The sequence below is a fragment of the Haladaptatus marinus genome (assembly GCF_051194195.1).
The window spans coordinates 174,750-191,523 of the sequence record NZ_JBLZNK010000005.1 but is presented as its reverse complement, the minus strand read 5'-3'; the positions used below and the strand labels follow the sequence as shown (position 1 = coordinate 191,523).

Below are 16,774 nucleotides of genomic sequence, written 5' to 3'. Positions count from 1 at the left end.
CTACTTCCCCCAATTAGTATGTGCACGAACATTGCTTCAGCATCCATAAGACCCAATTATCGAAGACGAGAGGAGGAAGACTACTACAATAGAAACGTTGACCGATACCCAAAGATATCAAATAGTGTAATTTGCCGTTGGTAGTTATTATCTGACTCGTGTGTTTTCTGCCGATATGCTTCGACCGCCGTGGAATTTTATCGTCCCCTGAAGGGTGCGGGGCGTTCCAGAACGAGCGTCTCGATGAAGAATGATTTCGATGATACTCAGCGACAGCTACGCAGCTGGCTTTGACGAAGACGTACCGAACGAACTAATCAACCAGTGTCCCAAATGCGACGGCCTAGTCACTACCAACGTGGTCGAAACGGTCTGTGAGGACTGTGGCCTTGTCATCGACGGCCAACGAATCAATCACAGGCCAGAGCTCGCATGAAAGACCTCCTGATGCAACTTACTTGCCGGTCGCACAGCACTGTCATCGCCGAGTGCCGGCAGTGTGGAACCACGGGCAAGGTCAAAACACGCGTATGTCCTGAATGCAATCACGACGGGATCGCGATTTACCGATTCGATTGACCGACCTAATTTCCTGTCGACCCCTGCTACGAGAGATCCCGTTCTGCACACGTCGAGAACGCGTTTTTGTTGCCCCCGAGGGGTGCGGGGCGCTCGATTAAAGCGTCCGTGTTCGAAAACCAATGGCTACGAATACCACCTCTTCGGTGTCGTTTAAAGAGTACGACACCCGACGTAACGAGATGCACAGCACGATTGAACACTGGATCGACGACCTCACCACCTTGACTGACGAAGCGAGAACGAGTCAACAGTTCCAGGAGTGGTTAGATGTCCAGTCGAAATTCCACGATTACTCCCATCGGAACACGCTCCTGATCACGCTTCAATGCCCAAACGCGACGAAGGTGGCGGGCTACAACACCTGGCGAACCGACTTCGATCGCCACGTCCAGGAAGGCGAGAACGGAATCTGGATCTGGGCACCGATCATTACAAAGGAGTGTCCCGACTGCGAGAACTCGCCCAGGTACCACGAGCAAAGTGAATGTGAATATGACGAGACATCGCCTGAAGCGTGGTCGAAAGGACTCGTCGGATTCAAACCCACGGCTATATTCGATGTGTCTCAGACAGAGGGTGAACCACTTCCCGAATTGGAAACCGAAGCAACCGGAAATGCTGAAAATCTCGTGGCCACCCTTCAGAAGGCAGCCGATGGTCTCGGTGTGACGGTTCGTATCGTCGACGCTGATGACTGGGAGCACGGAGAAGCGAAGGGAATGTGTAAACAGCGGAGTCTGTACGACCTCCAGCCAATCGTGGAGGTGAAAGATCGGGTAAATCAGGCGGATCTCGCTGTGACGCTGATCCACGAATACGCGCACGCACTGCTGCACTTCGATGTTGAGGATAAGTGTGAGCGATCGAAACGCGAAGTTGAGGCGGAAGCTGTCGCGTACATCGTCGGTCGGTACGTCGGGTTAGATACGAGTGGCTCAGCATTCTACCTCGCAGCATGGCAGGACGATGATACGGGCGTGATTCAAGATCGACTTGGACGAATCCGGACGACGGCAGCGACAATTATCGAGGTAGTCGAAACGAGTCGTGAGTAAGCTTGGAACCGTCGAATTCGAGCGCCTAATGCGACTGTATCACCGAGCTAATGCTCGCTATTCAGGTCGATAATCCGTCAGCCGAATCTTTCCTTCGACTTCGTAGATGTGGCCTTGCATGTAGAGTCGTTCGATGATATCTTCGGCAGCGGGCTGCTCAAGCTCCTCGCGATCTTTGAGGATCGTGTACGCTTGCTCATACGTGAGTTCTCCCTTACTTGGCAGTGCGCTTGCAAGCGCATCGAGCGATTCTTGCGCAAGTGGTGTGAGTGGTGATTGCCGATTCGAAATCATCGATATGCTCAAAGACACTGACTACCGACGTAAATCCTTGGGACAAAATGACACACGCTCGCCTCATTAGTGGTCTGATGATGTAAGGGACATACACGGCGTGGAAGGATGGGTAGGGACATAGGAGCCACGCCGTATACTGGGGTACGACGACTGCAGATTCCTCTTCGAAGGCGATTGATAAAGAGGTCAGCCAACCAGAGCGGAAGTGAAACGAAACGCTGGCTCGCAGGGTGAGTGTTCGTTCACAACAAGACGAGTCGGTTCTACATGAGAATAAGTGCACGACGTACTAGGTGGTGGTTAGTATATTATACTGACCTACGTTAGCGTCAGTACCAACAATAACAAACGAATGAGAGAATGGGGAGGGCCGAAGTGTCAGGGGGTCGGTTGTCGTCAGTGGCGGCGAGAAACTCTGTGAGCCACTCACCGGGCGACAATGGATCAAGGGCCGGAACGTCGATCAATTTCGCCATGTGGTCGATCCGGTGACCTCCTCAAGGCGAAGGGTACCGCCACAGTCGCCACATCTGTACTTCTCAGGCTGTTTAACGACCATGGAGCGGTGATAGCGCGTGAGTCGCTCATCACGGTCCTCGCAAAAGACTCATCAATTCGGGACTTTGAACCGCTCGCAGTACTGCGTGGTGTCGAGGGTGTCCGTCCAACGGCCAAACGTTCGCCCGTGATCCGCTTCCACGAACTCGTGATTCTGCCACGCGTGGATCAACTCATGGCGAACTGTCGAACTGAACTGTTCCCAGCCGTGGTGCTCGAACGCGTCCTACGTGGGCGAGATCGTAATATCGTCCGTCTTGGAAATCCAACTATGCACGTTAGAGTGTAATTACGTTTCAAGCGTTATTCACATTTGCAGTTTATACGAAGGTGAGTCGGGATCCCCGAGATGATATCACAACAAGATAAAGTTAAAGAAAAATAATATGAATGGCATAAATTTTTTATCCTCGTCAACCAGCGTTAGATTCGTGGTTGACGAGATTGAGAATGCGACGGTAGAGAATGCTGTCGAGCGCGTGTTGGCGGGTAAACAGCTGTAACACCTACTTCCGGCTTCCCGGCGAGGACGATGTCCCCGGTCGCGGTGGTGCAGTTGCACATTCGACAGCCGATCTCTTACCGATCCAGCGACTGGCTCGTTATGACAACGAGATGTTGGCGTCGGTAACGAATCGTAAGCCCGACGAACTCGCCGAGAAAGCGTGGCGTGAGCGCGATGAGGCCGGTCGCTACTCACTCTGGTCGAAAGGAAGTGGTGAGATTCGTTCCTACCTCGATGCCTCAGATCTCGCCGAGTGGATTCGGCTCAAGGAATCCGGCGTAAGCAAGAAGTACTCACAGGAACTCGCTCGGCGGACGATGGACGCGATGCATGAACTATCGAATGGGCGTCTTGGGAAGATCAAACGCCAACGATCTAAAGACGGATTGAGTTACCAAGAGACCCGGCTTGTCCTGAAAGCCGATGTGGAACTCCCTGGAGAGGTTGTGAGCAAAGACTCGGATGACAGCCCGACCACAGACGGGGTTGCCGGAGAGTAACGTGGTCGGGGCCAAATCACCCCCGAGAAAGACACGAATCTAACACGAAACCCCACACAACCGCGGTTGTGGACGCCCCGAATTGACACAGTTCGGGACAGACGCCGGACGGCTACTCGTAAGTACGGCAGTTGTATCGGCGTCTATCGGCTACAGACTAGCGGGAGGGGGAGAAGTGGTACCGGCCACCGTGTTTGTGGTCGGAACCGCGTGCAAATCACTGGTCGCAAAGCAGACTATTCACGACTGTGTCCGCTTGCCCGACGTAGTATACCGAGTTCGAGTCACTTGCTATTAGTAAAAGGCGATCTGGTTCTCGGTATCCTCGGTCAGGTCACGGAAGTGACTCGGCAGCTTCGAGAAGATCGTCGTCGGTTCGCCACCGATACAACCGTTCCTCGTTCTCGAAGAGATCGAAGACGCCATCTTGCATCCACCCAAACGGATGCTCTCCGTCGTCATACTCGCGTTTGAGAACATAGCTTTTCGAGAAGTACTCGGTGGTACCGACGAGCAGTCCCTGTTCGACGAGGAAGTCGCTGGGATCTTTCTCAGCAACACCGACGAGGTATGTGACGAGGTCGGCGATAAGACAGAATTTCTGGATGCTGTTGTCCCACTCGCCGCGGATATCGACCATTCGGAACGCGTAGGCGTCCTCCCGACGATTCAAACGATCGGTGACCAGGTTCAATCGTCGAATTGGCTCTCGATCGTAGTTTCCGAGAACGAAGTACGAGCGGTCGTTCTCGTATACGGGTGTCAATTCACTCAGCGTGTGAATGATCTCTTCATTGTCGGCCAGTGAGATCTCTTCTTGGTCAAGTTGCGACGTCGCGCTCATGAGAATGTCCTCTGGAATCGGTGACTCCTCGTCTGGCATACGGGATCCATATTACGCGGACGGTAAAGTGTTTACTAAGTAATTTACCGAGTAAAGAGAGTTAGTTTACTCTGGAGTAATTTACCTTAGAGTAAACTACTTGTCCCACCAGTTCGTAGTTAGGGATATGAGCACTGACTTGGGAACAGGCGGCAGTGCAGACACCCGCGAACTGGTACATTTTGTGACCCAACAGACTCGGTTTGCACTCCTCACCAATATCCTTCAACACCCACGACAACTCCCGTCGATGTACGAGCTCGAACAGCTCAACCCGAGCGTCAGCGACGCCACCGTGTACAAACACATCCAGAAATTGATCGAGGCAGGTATCGTGAATGAGGTTGCACTTTCCGACGACCAGCGCCGGCAGGGATATCCCTGGAAATTCTATGGATTGACAGACGACGGGCGCGAGTTCCTCAAGGCACACAATCTCCTCGAAGCTGAAGAGACCCTGCAACGCATCTACGAGACAATCTCTGACAAACCCGAGAAAATGGTCAAATACGAAAACGCGCCACGGCCAGAGTGATCTCGGCCACCGATCCCATCCTCGAACGTCGTTGACAGCCTGTCAGTGATTCGATGTCAAAGCATGTGTCCTCTGTCAAACAATTTATATAATTGTTGTCGATGAGCGTGATCTGATTCCTCTGTTACCTACCGATGCGATTCGACCGCTGGGAATTTTTTCTGCCCCTCAAGGGTGCGGGGCGTCCCAGACTGAGCGTCTCGATGAGGAGTGATTTCAATGACAATCAGCGACAGCTACGCAACCGACTTCGATGAAGACGTACCGAGCGAACCAACTACCCAGTGACCCAAATGTGACGGCCTGGTCACCACCAACGTGATTGAAACGGTCTGTGAGGACTGTGGGCTCGTCATCAACGAACACCGAACCACTCACAAGCCGGAGTTCGCATGAAAGACCTCCTAACACAACTCACTGGCCGGTCGCACAGCACCGTCATTGCTGAGTACCGCCAGTGTGGAACGACAGTCGAGGTCGAAACGAACGTGTGTCCGGAATGCGACCACGATGGGATCGCTACCTACCGATTCGATTGACCAACCTGGTTTTCTTTCAACCCTTGTTACGAGAGATTCCGTTCTGCAAGCATCGAGATCGTGTTATGTTGGTCCTATGAATGCAATTAGCAATATTCATACTGACCGATATCGACACATAAGATTAGCACCACTTGGTTCGGTGAGCGTCGATCTCACTGGGATTTCGATAGAACGATCTAGTTGTAGGGTTTCGATATAGATCGAACCACCCTCAACCTATATTAATATTCCACCCGTAAGCACAGACATGGACAAGAATTCAGAGGAACCAGAAACAGGGCTCATGGAGCGTCAGACGACCGGTGAAGACCGTGTCCGGATGGTGGCTCGCCAAGTGTCTGAACCCCGTACCGTGAATTGGATTGCCTCTGAGGCAGAGTGGTCACACGAGCCGACCAAACGCGTCCTTGAGCGACTCGTGGATGATGGCGTGCTCCGCCGCGATGAGAGTGGTTCTCACACGACCTACTCCCCAGACTATCGTCGACAGACAATGCAAGAGGCCGTCCGACTTCGCGATGGCCACCGGACAGTCGAGGAATTAACCGATCGGCTGTCCGAGATGAAAGCCCAAATCCGGGACTGGGAAGAGACATTTGCAGTCGAGTCACCGAATCAATTGCGGGCGACGATTGCAGACGAAACCCTTAGCTCGGATGAGGAAGCTCAGCGACGGGCAATCGCTCGAGAGTGGGAGCATCTCCAACAGCGAATTCAGATCGTTGGATTTGCAATTCGGGAGTGGGACTTTTTGGCCCCAAGCGCAGAGCGTGCCGAGGCCAGTAACTGACAGATGTCCGTTCCACATCCAGGTGGAAATCCGAATGCACAGTTATATGAACAACTGAAACGAGATGTCCTCGAACGCGTTCCACATATCACAACGATCGAGTACGTTCCGAACGACGTTGAAGCCAAACAGCTACAGGCAACCTTCGATCCGAGCCGCGTCGATCCACCCACCGGACCAGAGGCACCCGAACTCGTCATCGAGTGGTATCGCCAAACACCGCATGATTGGTTTCGTATCAACTTTAGCGACCCGAACACAGGCTTCCATGCTGGGTGGCACCAGGACGAGGATCACGAAGCCCTTGGACGAGCACATTTTCAGTACTCGATTGACGAGGAAACGACGCATCAGCCAGTGACGTTTCAACACGAGACCCCATCGCTCATCCTCTGGGAAATTATTGAGAATCTTCTGGAGGAAATACTTCCGACCTACCACCGCTAGTTACGCACACACTCAAATTCACTACCGACTCTACTATTCCCTCCGACTACTCACGTGTGAGAGCGAGGGAGTCTAGAGAGATCTGCCTAGAGATCTGGGCATTGAGTTGAAAATCATCGTCGAGAACGTGTTTTCTGTGCCCCCGAGGGGTGCGGGGCGAATCAGATGTGCCTCGTGGAGCGAGTATGTCCAGTAACAACGTTCTGTCCCACCTGACGTTCACGAAGCGAGTTGCAAAGCGCGCCCAGTACGAAGCCCTCGAATTTTCACTCGAAACGAGGGGTGTCCTCGTTCGTAATACCAGTCATGCAAAACCAGCCGATCACGAATATCTCGTCACCGTTCGCGACGGGATACCCATTGCCTGTGAGTGTCCTGCGGATGCCCGCTACGACGGTGCGTGCAAACATCGCGTTGGCGTCGCAATTCGAACGCCACTCCTGCAGGCAGCAACAGACCACTCTCTCGTTGCAGACGGCGGGACACAAATCGAGAAGGAAGCTGAAACCTATGAAAACGGTAGCGACACAGACCAACCAAAGGATTGTGATTGTAATGGACTGAGTGATTTTCCATGTTGGCCCTGTGTGCGATCCGGGCGTCGCGATCTCCCGGGAGAGTAGTGCGAATCACGTGTGAATCTGCTCCTCTCGCGGAGTGGTTTATATTGGCGCCGGCGATGGGTGCCGGCGCACAGATGAAGTGTTGTATGATGGAGCTGGGTCGAACCAATGCGTCGGCGAGGTGACCGATATGCACCAGGTAATTTACGCACTCGTAGAAGCATCGACCGAAGAGACGGCACTTGCATGCGGAAAAGCAGCGTTTGACCGACTTGTTGGCGCTGGTCCTGATAACGCTGCCATCTTTTACTACTACGTGACGTTCGATGACGAGCGGTCGTCACACCAGTCGACTCCGACGAAGGAACGGAACTCCTCGAGCGTGGCTGGGAGGCAACCAGACAGGAGTTCGAACGGAATCTCGAACGAGTGAGAACGGCGGTCACTGAGTTCAGTGATGACAAGTTCATGCACGACAAAGACCTCGCCCGCCACGCTACAATCTCGGCGCGTATCGTGGCCCGTCGCTCTACCTATACACCGAATTTGGCGATGCGATTCGCAATCGTGAACACCTTGAACATGTGCTCGATGCCGACGAGCAGGTGTGGATCATCCCGGCGGATGTCCACTACTAGTTTAGGGTAGTTATCATACCTTACATGGTAGAACTACGATATTTTGGATTCGGCGTGCAAACAGTAGCAGGAGACAGAACATACATTCGCCGTCTGTACGGGCCGTAGTCAGTAAAATCGCTGTTTAACACTGGAATTAGGATGTCGAACCATTGCTACTATATTACTACCATCTCGTTCATAACCGCAACGTATCCAATAGAGTTCACCCTAGCAGCCACCCCCATCGAGGTAGGATTATGAAACGTCGTAGACCGCGATTTCAGTCGATCCGCAGGTAGCGCACCGCTGGTCGGTCGTTTCAAGCGTCGTTCCGCAGTGGCGACACTCAAGAAGGACACTCTCATTCGGAGAAAGCCACCGACGCACAATGGCAGGGAATGCCATATCAACCTTCCTTTCTGACCGACCATATTAAAAAATCTGGCCTCTTTTCAATTTAGTATTAGATCGGAACCTCATCGAGAACCATCTCCCAGTGACGTTTCGGGGGATAAAACGGGGTGGAGGTCCACTACTCAGACCGCACGGTCAACAGTGGTGCGCTAGAGTTAGAAGCTGTGCCTTCCGAAACCGCTGAAGGTAGTGATTGAGAACTCTACTGGGGTTTTTTCGGCCCCAAGGGGGTGCGGGGCGCTCGATAGAAGCGTCCGTATTCGAAAACCAATGGCTACGAGTACCAACTCCGCGGTGTCGTTTGGTGAGTACGACACCCGACGTGACGAAATGCACAGCACGATCGAACACTGGATCGACGACCTCACCACCTTGACTGCCGAGGCGAGAGCGAGTCAACAATTCCAGGAGTGGTTAACGGTCCAGTCCAAATTCCACGATTACTCCCATCGGAACACGCTCTTGATTACCCTTCAGTACCCGAACGCGACGAAGGTTGCTGGGTACAACACCTGGCGGACCGAGTTCGACCGCCATGTGAAGGAAGGCGAGAACGGAATCTGGATCTGGGTGCCGATCATCACAAAGCAGTGTCCTGAATGCGAGAACTCGTCCAGGTACCACGAGCAAAGCGATTGTCCATACGACGAATTGCCGCCTGAAGCGTGGTCAAAAGGACTGGTCGGGTTCAGGCCCACTGCAGTTTTCGATGCGTCACAGGCGGAGGGTGAACCACTTCCCGAATCGGAGACTGAAGTAACGGGAGACGCTGAAAACCTCGTTCCTACCCTCCAAGATGCAGCTGATGATCTCGGTGTGACAGTTCGTATCGTCGACGCTGACGACTGGGAAAACGGAGAAGCAAAGGGTGTCTGTAAACAGCGCAGTCTGTACGACCTCCAGCCAATCGTGGAGGTGAAAGATCGGGTAAATGAGGCGGATCTCGTTGTGACGCTGATTCACGAATACGCCCATGCACTGCTGCACTTCGATATTAAGGATAAGTGTGAGCGATCGAAACGTGAGGTCGAAGCAGAAGCCGTCGCGTACATCGTCGGTCGATACGTCGGGTTAGATACGAGTGGCTCAGCGTTCTACCTCGCAGCATGGCAGGACGATGATGCGAATGTGATTCAAGAGCGGCTTGGGCGTATTCGCTCGACGGCAGTGAAGATCATCGAGATAGTTGAACAAAGAAGTGAGTAAGATTTGAGTCGTCTAGATTCTTGCGTGCAAATTAGAGAGGTGGGAGGTACCGGACGGCTTGTTGTTTTGTGATTCTAGTTACGAGAGGTGGGCAGTGACGTCAGTCGAAGAGACCATTCCGACGTAGTCGTCGTCGACGACCGGGAGGTGTTTGATACCGTAAGTGGTCATCATGGCGGCGACCTCCTCCATATAGAGATCCGGTGTAGCGGTCTCGACATTGGTCGTCATTATATCGGCCACCTGTAATTCCGAGGTATCGCGTCCGTCGGCGACGGCGGCGATTACGTCCGTACTGCTGATGATCGCCCGGGGCGTGTTTGGAACAACCAGCGCACTGATGTCCTTCTCTCGCATCCGCTGCGCGGCTTCCATTACTGTCGCATCCTTTGCAATTGTCTCTAGTGGCGTTGACATCACGTCTGCCACGGTTGTCTTATCATCAAAACCCATACTACAAACAACGGATTCAAACGTTATGGATGTTCCCCTTGTCCTTCGCTCTGTGCTCGTCCTCTCCACCATAACCTTTCGCGACGAGGTACGACGAGACACCCCCCAACAAGTGGTCGACAGGGCTTGTCGAATTTAAACCCACTCCCGTGTTCGATACCCCTCAGACGGAGGGTGAGCCACTTCCCGAAGTGGAGACTGCAGCAACTGGAAACGCCAAGAATCTCGTGCCCTCACTCCAAGAGGCAGCTGATGATCTCGGGGTGACCGTTCGCATCGTCGACATCGATGATTGGGATCATGGCAAGGCGAAGGGTGTCTGCAAAAGCGGAGTCTATACGACCTCCAGCCGATCGTGGAGGCAAAAGCTCGGGAAAATCACGCGAATCTCGCTGTGACGCTGATCCACGAATACGCCCATGCACTGCTACAATTCGATGTTGACTCCGATTATGAGCGATCGAAACGCGAAGTCAAGGCGGAAGGCGTGGCGTACATCGTCGGTCAGGTATCACTCCCAACCAGTGTGTTCGACAGTTCGTTTCGACGATGACGGAGGCCATCGTGAAGTCCGGAGGAATGGGTCATTATCGCCTTCCGGTACCGGATGATGACTCGCTCGTGGGACGACTCTCGCCGCTGTTCGACGCACGCATCGAACTCCGGCAGGAGCCGGGGCAGCCACCGGAACACCGCTGGCACGTACCAGCCTACAACGAGACGACGATTTGGGTTCGGTTGTGAGTCGTGGATAGTGGACAACGAGGTGAAAATCCACGGGATTTAACGAGTCGTACGCGAACGACCGAATAATGCAATCCATCGACGAGGTTCACATCGCGCCTCTCGGATACGAGTACGACCGAATCGTTGGCCCCGTTCACGAACACGGTATCGATGTGCTCTACCTCCTCGAACACGACGGCCCGGCAAGCGAACGGCCCGACTACCACGATGACCTGAAATCCGTACTACGGGACGACGGTATCGACGTTCGAAGCAAAGCCGTGGATTTGCTCGACATTTACGATGTGCTGGGGGTCGTCACCACGCTCGTTTCCAACCACGAGGACGATATCGTCCGCGTGAACGTCTCCAGCGGGTCGAAGCTCTCCGCAGTTGGCGCGGCAATCGCCTGTATGGCGACGAGCGCCACGGCGTACTACGTCCAACCGGAAGGGTACGCACATCAAGACAGAAACGAACGCCAGAGCTACGGCTACGTCGGCGAAGAAGTGCTACCGACGTACCCGATCGAATCACCGACACGCGACCAAGTCGCCGTGATGAATTATCTGGACGAGGCGGACACGGAAGTGTACACGCCGAAGAAAAAGGATATCATCGACTACGCGGAGACCGCGAACTTGTCCTTTATCTCGGACAGCAACCCGGCGAATGACAAAGCGAAGTTCGCACTGTTGAACGCCAATATCGTTGACCCGCTCGCCGGAGATGGCTACGTCGATGTCGCAAAAGTCGGTCGGCAAAAACAGGTAACGCTGACCGAGACGGGACGGGACGTACTTCGTGCGTTCCGGCACAAGCTCTGAGACGGCGCAGTTTCATTCGCCAACCTCGTCAACGGAACAGCTACGATGGTCGGGCGCAGGGATTGCTGACACTGTTTTGCCATCTCGTTGTAATCACTCGGACTCGGCCCGATATCCACAAAGTCAGAATAGTATAGATTGTATCGAAACTATCAATAGTTTCGTGATAGTACTGAATTGGGTATCGGTTGAACTACTATTCGATGACGACGTAGCACCCCTCCCCCAACCGACGATAGCCCTCCGTGTGGTTCCCCCACTTCGGCTCTCACTCCACCGCTGTTCGGTTCCCCACCGAACCCTCCTCCGCTGAACGCTTCGGTCCTCCACCACATCGTCGGACGACCCTACTCGTCATCGGTTTCCGCCGAATGCTCTTGGTCGAGAACGGAAAACCGGAAAATGAAAGGACAGAAGGTGAAAAGAACAGCAAACCAACCCCCGATCGCAATCAGTTCATCCGAATGTATTCCATCAAACCGCGTATCGTCGCCTGCAAATCTGCCTTGTCGACTGGTTTTTCGAGAATAGTCTGTGCACCCCTGCTAACCGCCTTCTGCCGCATTGCGGGCGGAATCTGAGCGGCGAGGACGAGCATCGGGATGTCTCGGTTGTTAAGTTGTTCACACCGCTTCCAGATGTCCTCGGTGAACCCGTCCACGTCGAGGACTGCGAGCGCAACGTCATCACGATACTGGAGAAGTTCGTCGAACTCATCCATACTCGTCGCTATCTCGACGTCGTACCCGCCGTTTTCGAGGAGTCCTGCGAGCAGTTCGAGATTTCGCTCGTGCTTACCGAGCGCGAGGATGAGGGCCGCCTCACCCATTGTAGGTCTCCGATGTCGGCCGCGCCACCTCCGGAGAACCCGAAAGGACGCTGTTGAGCTCGGTCAACGGTTCGCCGACTTTGAGGCCGTGTTCGGTGATTTTGAACTCCCGGAGTGTCCGTTCGAAGTCGCTCGTCCGCTTTTTCAACACGCCGATCGCCTTGCGCATCTCGCCGGTAACTTCGAGATGCCGAAGGAAGACGATGTTGTCCGCGAGATAGCTAATGCCCGCCTCCGTGGCCTGGAACTCGCCGGTGATGGTGTCGATTTCGTCCACGAGAACGACCGTGACGCCCATATTCTTCAGGTAGCGACAGAGCGAGTGAAGTTTTCGAACCAGCACACGGTCGTCGTCGTCTCGAAGGGAAAGTTTGTAGCCGTCGATACCGTCGATCATCACGATGCTGGTGTCATTTTCTTCGACTTCCTTCCGAACTCGGTAGGCGAATTCGGTGGCGGAGCAGTCGAGGGGTTTCATCTCCTCGACTTCGAGGGCACCCTGTTCTTGCATCCGTTTGACCGGGATATTGATGTTCTGACTCCGTTCGCGGAACGTTTCGAGTGTTTCCTCGAACATGTACATGACAGACCGTTCGCCACGACCTGCAGCCTCCTTCATGAACTGCGTGCCGACAGTCGTCTTCCCGACTCCGGTCGGACCGCTCAAAATGCTGATAGTGCCGCGTTCGAGCCCCCCGTGCAGTAGCTCGTCAACCTCTGGAACGCCCGACGATACCGACTCGATTTCGAACGTTCGGGAGTGTTCCGTCGGTGCAATTTCCGGAAAGACCGAGAGACCACCCTGTTCGATACGCATCGCATGGTCACCTTCGTTGACCGACGAGCCACGGAATTTCGGGACCCTGATGGTTCGGCCGTGGGTGGAGTGTTCGAGTTGGATGGTTCCGTCGGTCATGTACTGCAAGTCGTCGTCGGACGACTCGTCACTGTGCTGTGACGTAAAGAGAACCGTTGCACTCTGTTCTTTCAGGTAATGCATGAACGCGATAACCTGCTTTCGGAACTGATACTCGTCGGACGTCAAGTGGCGAAGTTTGGTCAGCGGGTCGATGAACACTCGATCCGGTTCGATTGCTTCGACGCGGTCGGTAATTGCCGTGGTGAGCGGTTCCTGTTCGACTTCGCTCGGCGAGAAGATGTCGTAAGATTGCTCATCGACGAACACGTCCGAATCCGGACTCAAATCGAGAAAATGTACGTCAGACAGGTCGATGTCGAGCGTCGCTGCGTTGTCTCGAATGTCGTCTGCCGATTCCTCCAGATTGACGAACAGCACCGTCTCGCCAGCCTCAACACCGGCGGTGAGGTACTTCATCCCGAGAATCGTCTTTCCTGTTCCCGGGTCGCCTCGTAGAAGGTAGCTTCGTTTCGCGATGAATCCCCCTTGGAGAATCTCGTCTAGCCCCGTCGTTCCCGTCGATATTTTTGTCAGTTGGCTGATATTCATGCGCGACGTTGCTATACCTGTTCAATGAGACTGTATATTTCTATCGGAGTGTATATCGAGAAATCACAGGACGGTAGTAATCGTCCCATCGTCAATAATCCTGAAAGCGAGCGGCGCGGTTTTATTTCGACAACACGTTCAAACAACCGAGGATGTTTCGCGATTGTACTCAGGTACTGGACGCCGACGCGACTACGTATCCCGGCGACCCACCTATCGAACGCACACCGCACGCGACTCACAAAGTGGATGGCTATCAGGTCACCGAACTCGGACTTGGGACGCACAGTGGCACGCATGTCGATGCTCCCTGCCACACTGAACCCGATGGACGGACGCTCGATTCGTTCCCCATCGAAACCTTCGTCTTCGACGCGTTGCTGGTAGACTGCAGTGGAAAAACCGCGCGCGAACCGATCGAGCGCGTTGACCTTCCGAACCCGACCGACGACGACCTCCTCGTCTTCTACACCGGATGGGACGCTCACTGGGGAACGAAAATCTACTTCGACCATCCGTATCTGACCGCCGAAACTGCGAGCTGGTGCGCCAAACACGACTACCACGTCGCCATCGACGCCCTGAACGTCGACCCAACGCCGACCGAGAAGGCAAGCGACGACGTGTCGAGGTACGCCGAAGACGAACCCGAGGGCGTCCCTGCTCACCACGCGCTCCTCGGAACCGACCACCTCATCGTGGAAAACCTGACCAACCTCGACGGATTGCCGGAGCAGTTCACCCTCACCGCGTTCCCACTGTCGGTGAGCAACGCCGACGGTGCACCCGTTCGGGCCGTAGCGGAGTTCTATCCGTAGCAATCGAGACAATCAGCCGTTAGGGGAGTGTGTTTACCGACCGGAGAGGACATCGACGGGGAACGCAGTGGGTGCATTCCCGTCACGAAGATCAGTCGCGGGTTTGCTCCCGTAGCTGGCCCATTCCCCACAGTAGAATGAGAATACTGGCAATCGCGGCAATAACGATAACCGGAACCGCCTGCGTGAGATATGTGGTTTCCCACAAGACGATAGAAACGGCCGTAATCAGTGCACCCCAAATGAGGACGTAGCGGTAATCAGGTCGTTCCAGTACTCCTTAAAGAGCGGGGTGGGTCGATACTTCATACCCTGTGGATATCTTCGAACAGTAATATAGATTGTTTGAGGTGGTTCGGTGGTCGGAGCGTCAGGGGAGATGACACGCGAACACGTCGTCGTGAAGCGTCTCGGTGACGGTGTCCAAAATCGTCTCCAGATTCTGCGTGTCGTACTGGTTGTATCGAACGAGCGTGTCCAGCGCGTCCTCGTCGCCCGCTTCGTACTGATGCCAGAGTCGAACCGCATCCTGTCCGCTGATATCCATTCCGCCGCGACTGACGCCGAGTTCGTCTTCCACCGCACTCAGACCACCGGTGAGGTCGAGGCGTTTGCAGGTGTACATCAAATCCACGTGCGGCGTGTCGAGCGACAGGTCGAAGTTGTGTTCAAGGAAGGGTTGGTCGAAGCGTTTTCCGTTGAACGAAACGATGAGGTCGGCGTCGCCGAGTTCGCGCTGGAGGGTGGAAGCGGAGAGGTCGTCGCCTCGAACGAGCGTTTTCGTCTCGCCACCCCGATGCAGACTGACGGTCGTGACGACGCTCGAATACTTGCTCAGGCCGGTCGTCTCGATGTCGAAAAAGCAGGTGTTCTCGCGGAAATTTTCGTACAATCGCCAGTTCTCACCGCTCGGAAATTCGGACGCGAAAAACCGCGAATTGCCGTCGTCCAACTGCTCGCTCGCAGTGGCGATAAACGACTCGATTCTGTCGCCCGTCGCATCGCCGACGAGCGACGGGTCGAACTCGTCCCAGTGGGTCGCCCCGTTTTGCCACAGTTTCTGCTCCGTCTTCTCGCCCACCCCGCGGACGGGAATGAAACTGTTTTCGATTCGCATTGCCGAAAAATTCGGTGAGAGGTTTAAAGACGTTGCCTCTCGCGGGCGAGAAGCACCAGCGCGATGACAGCAACGACGAACCCAAACCGGGGTTGGCCGTTGCTGTGAACGTCCTGCGTCTCGGGTGTGGCCGACGTCTGTGCGGCGACGGTCGTTCCGGTGGTCGAGGTCGTTTCCGTGCTCGCATCGCCGTGCTCGGCTGCGGCAGTCGTTCGGGTATCCCTTCCCGAGTTCGTTCCTGTTCCGCCGTCAATAGCCACGGCGATGAACGAAAGTCGGGAACGGTGGCCGAAACGGTACGGCCGTCTCGTGCGGTGGAGCGTTCCTGCCACTCGTCACCGCGTCGTTGGTAGACAACAACGTCGGAGAGGGTTGTGTCCCCGGACAGTCCGTCGGGCGAAATCGTAAACCGAACCGTCGCGGAGTCCACGTCTCCGGTTCGGACGTATCGTTCCCGCACATCGAGGACGGCGAGGGAGTTCGCTGGAGCGTCGTCCGTTGCCCCCCGTGCATGGGGCGTAATGGCGGTGCTCGCGTCGGTTGGGTCGAACTCGATGCCGAACGTCGAGAACGTGACCCTAGGAACTATCACTTCACCGACCGCCTTCTGAACATATTTATAATATATATATAAATATGCGATTCCATCGCGTTGCCAGTAGTGGTCGGCCGTGTGCTGATAGAACCCGACCGTTCCATCGCTGGAGAGAGAGAGAACGAACCGGTTCCGTCGGTCGTCGTGTGCCGGTGTGCGTTCGCTTCGAACGACCAGAGCGAGTCGTTCACGAGGGGTGTCCCGTCGAACCCAGTTACCTGACTGGGTGTCGTCGCCATCGTCCCCACATCCGCCGGAACTCAGGCAACTGCGGGGCCGATGGCGGAGACAAGGAGGAGTCCCACGAGGAGGAGGAGGAGGCTGGTGAGTGTCTTCGTCGCGTCTGTCGAGTCGGTCGAACTTGCGTCCGGATGTGTCCGTTGAATCATCGCTTGGGAATATAGTTCAGATACTAGAGATAGACAAATTCCAGACTACTAACGT

20 protein-coding genes and 4 pseudogenes are annotated in these 16,774 nt (G+C 54.7%); 15 read left to right on the top strand and 9 right to left on the bottom strand.

The features are described 5' to 3' along the window. Positions 1–259: 259 nt before the first annotated feature. Both ACN2TU_RS18170 and ACN2TU_RS18165 read left to right on the top strand, forming a co-directional pair. Positions 260–427: pseudogene (locus tag ACN2TU_RS18170) on the top strand (transcription initiation factor IIB family protein); the annotation flags it as partial. A 274-nt stretch (positions 428–701) separates the two neighbouring features. Further along, the gene (locus tag ACN2TU_RS18165) at positions 702–1,637 is read left to right on the top strand and encodes an ImmA/IrrE family metallo-endopeptidase (protein WP_435157333.1); all 936 of its coding nucleotides are present in this window, start codon (positions 702–704) and stop codon (positions 1,635–1,637) included. Between the two features lie 57 nt (positions 1,638–1,694). Here the strand turns inward: ACN2TU_RS18165 and ACN2TU_RS18160 are convergent, their stop codons facing one another. Continuing rightward, complete coding sequence (locus tag ACN2TU_RS18160) at positions 1,695–1,931, bottom strand: hypothetical protein (RefSeq protein ID WP_435157332.1); 237 nt, start codon at positions 1,929–1,931, stop codon at positions 1,695–1,697. A gap of 613 nt (positions 1,932–2,544) precedes the next feature. Beyond that, positions 2,545–2,697, bottom strand: a pseudogene (locus tag ACN2TU_RS18155) (SprT-like domain-containing protein); the annotation flags it as partial. Positions 2,698–2,957: 260 nt separating this feature from the next. On the opposite strand from ACN2TU_RS18155, the gene ACN2TU_RS18150 reads away from it, so the two are divergent. Then, a complete protein-coding gene (locus ACN2TU_RS18150) occupies positions 2,958–3,497 on the top strand; it encodes a DUF8008 family protein (protein ID WP_435157330.1) in 540 nt (179 codons plus the stop codon). A gap of 334 nt (positions 3,498–3,831) precedes the next feature. Here ACN2TU_RS18150 and ACN2TU_RS18145 read toward each other — a convergent pair whose 3' ends face one another. Further along, a complete protein-coding gene (locus ACN2TU_RS18145) occupies positions 3,832–4,380 on the bottom strand; it encodes a DUF8170 family protein (protein WP_435157328.1) in 549 nt (182 codons plus the stop codon). Positions 4,381–4,507: 127 nt separating this feature from the next. Between ACN2TU_RS18145 and ACN2TU_RS18140 the strand changes: the two genes are divergently transcribed. From ACN2TU_RS18140 to ACN2TU_RS18110, 7 genes and pseudogenes are all read left to right on the top strand, one after another. Next, on the top strand, positions 4,508–4,915 hold the full coding sequence (locus tag ACN2TU_RS18140) for a PadR family transcriptional regulator (protein ID WP_435157326.1): 408 nt from the start codon (positions 4,508–4,510) through the stop codon (positions 4,913–4,915). 392 nt (positions 4,916–5,307) lie between these two features. Next, on the top strand, positions 5,308–5,454 hold the full coding sequence (locus ACN2TU_RS18135) for a hypothetical protein (protein WP_435157324.1): 147 nt from the start codon (positions 5,308–5,310) through the stop codon (positions 5,452–5,454). Positions 5,455–5,704: 250 nt separating this feature from the next. After that, a complete protein-coding gene (locus tag ACN2TU_RS18130; RefSeq protein WP_435157322.1) occupies positions 5,705–6,247 on the top strand; it encodes a DUF7342 family protein in 543 nt (180 codons plus the stop codon). A gap of 3 nt (positions 6,248–6,250) precedes the next feature. Beyond that, positions 6,251–6,694 (top strand): hypothetical protein, encoded by a 444-nt coding sequence (locus ACN2TU_RS18125; RefSeq protein ID WP_435157320.1) that lies wholly within the window; start codon positions 6,251–6,253, stop codon positions 6,692–6,694. A gap of 185 nt (positions 6,695–6,879) precedes the next feature. Further along, positions 6,880–7,317, top strand: a complete 438-nt coding sequence (locus ACN2TU_RS18120) for an SWIM zinc finger family protein (RefSeq protein WP_435157318.1) — start codon at positions 6,880–6,882, stop codon at positions 7,315–7,317. A 130-nt stretch (positions 7,318–7,447) separates the two neighbouring features. Beyond that, positions 7,448–7,895, top strand: a pseudogene (locus tag ACN2TU_RS18115) (DUF7995 family protein). Between the two features lie 666 nt (positions 7,896–8,561). Further along, positions 8,562–9,497, top strand: coding sequence for an ArdC-like ssDNA-binding domain-containing protein (locus tag ACN2TU_RS18110; protein ID WP_435157316.1), 936 nt, complete (start codon positions 8,562–8,564; stop codon positions 9,495–9,497). Between the two features lie 78 nt (positions 9,498–9,575). On the opposite strand, the gene ACN2TU_RS18105 is transcribed toward ACN2TU_RS18110, so the two are convergent. Further along, on the bottom strand, positions 9,576–9,950 hold the full coding sequence (locus ACN2TU_RS18105) for a CBS domain-containing protein (protein ID WP_435157314.1): 375 nt from the start codon (positions 9,948–9,950) through the stop codon (positions 9,576–9,578). A gap of 89 nt (positions 9,951–10,039) precedes the next feature. On the opposite strand from ACN2TU_RS18105, the pseudogene ACN2TU_RS18100 reads away from it, so the two are divergent. The 3 genes and pseudogenes from ACN2TU_RS18100 to ACN2TU_RS18090 form a co-directional block, all read left to right on the top strand. Next, positions 10,040–10,458 (top strand): annotated as a pseudogene (locus ACN2TU_RS18100) (M78 family metallopeptidase domain-containing protein); the annotation flags it as partial. 41 nt (positions 10,459–10,499) lie between these two features. Then, positions 10,500–10,694, top strand: a complete 195-nt coding sequence (locus ACN2TU_RS18095) for a DUF7504 family protein (protein WP_435157313.1) — start codon at positions 10,500–10,502, stop codon at positions 10,692–10,694. Positions 10,695–10,762: 68 nt separating this feature from the next. Continuing rightward, positions 10,763–11,503, top strand: a complete 741-nt coding sequence (locus ACN2TU_RS18090; RefSeq protein WP_435157311.1) for an HFX_2341 family transcriptional regulator domain-containing protein — start codon at positions 10,763–10,765, stop codon at positions 11,501–11,503. 451 nt (positions 11,504–11,954) lie between these two features. On the opposite strand, the gene ACN2TU_RS18085 is transcribed toward ACN2TU_RS18090, so the two are convergent. After that, the gene (locus tag ACN2TU_RS18085) at positions 11,955–12,332 is read right to left on the bottom strand and encodes a response regulator (protein ID WP_435157309.1); all 378 of its coding nucleotides are present in this window, start codon (positions 12,330–12,332) and stop codon (positions 11,955–11,957) included. Further along, on the bottom strand, positions 12,325–13,800 hold the full coding sequence (locus ACN2TU_RS18080; protein WP_435157307.1) for an ATPase domain-containing protein: 1,476 nt from the start codon (positions 13,798–13,800) through the stop codon (positions 12,325–12,327). Before ACN2TU_RS18080 ends, ACN2TU_RS18085 begins: the two co-directional genes overlap by 8 nt. Before the next feature lie 152 nt (positions 13,801–13,952). Here ACN2TU_RS18080 and ACN2TU_RS18075 point away from each other — a divergent pair, with 152 nt between their 5' ends. Next, the gene (locus tag ACN2TU_RS18075; protein WP_435157305.1) at positions 13,953–14,618 is read left to right on the top strand and encodes a cyclase family protein; all 666 of its coding nucleotides are present in this window, start codon (positions 13,953–13,955) and stop codon (positions 14,616–14,618) included. Between the two features lie 370 nt (positions 14,619–14,988). Here ACN2TU_RS18075 and ACN2TU_RS18070 read toward each other — a convergent pair whose 3' ends face one another. Continuing rightward, positions 14,989–15,735, bottom strand: coding sequence for a ribonuclease H-like domain-containing protein (locus ACN2TU_RS18070; RefSeq protein ID WP_435157303.1), 747 nt, complete (start codon positions 15,733–15,735; stop codon positions 14,989–14,991). Between the two features lie 23 nt (positions 15,736–15,758). Beyond that, a complete protein-coding gene (locus ACN2TU_RS18065) occupies positions 15,759–16,067 on the bottom strand; it encodes a hypothetical protein (RefSeq protein WP_435157301.1) in 309 nt (102 codons plus the stop codon). 42 nt (positions 16,068–16,109) lie between these two features. Between ACN2TU_RS18065 and ACN2TU_RS18060 the strand changes: the two genes are divergently transcribed. Continuing rightward, positions 16,110–16,346 carry a hypothetical protein gene (locus tag ACN2TU_RS18060; RefSeq protein ID WP_435157299.1) on the top strand — a complete coding sequence of 79 codons (237 nt, stop codon included), beginning with the start codon at positions 16,110–16,112 and terminating at the stop codon, positions 16,344–16,346. Positions 16,347–16,590: 244 nt separating this feature from the next. Here the strand turns inward: ACN2TU_RS18060 and ACN2TU_RS18055 are convergent, their stop codons facing one another. Next, positions 16,591–16,719, bottom strand: coding sequence for a hypothetical protein (locus ACN2TU_RS18055; protein WP_435157297.1), 129 nt, complete (start codon positions 16,717–16,719; stop codon positions 16,591–16,593). Between the last annotated feature and the right edge of the window lie 55 nt (positions 16,720–16,774).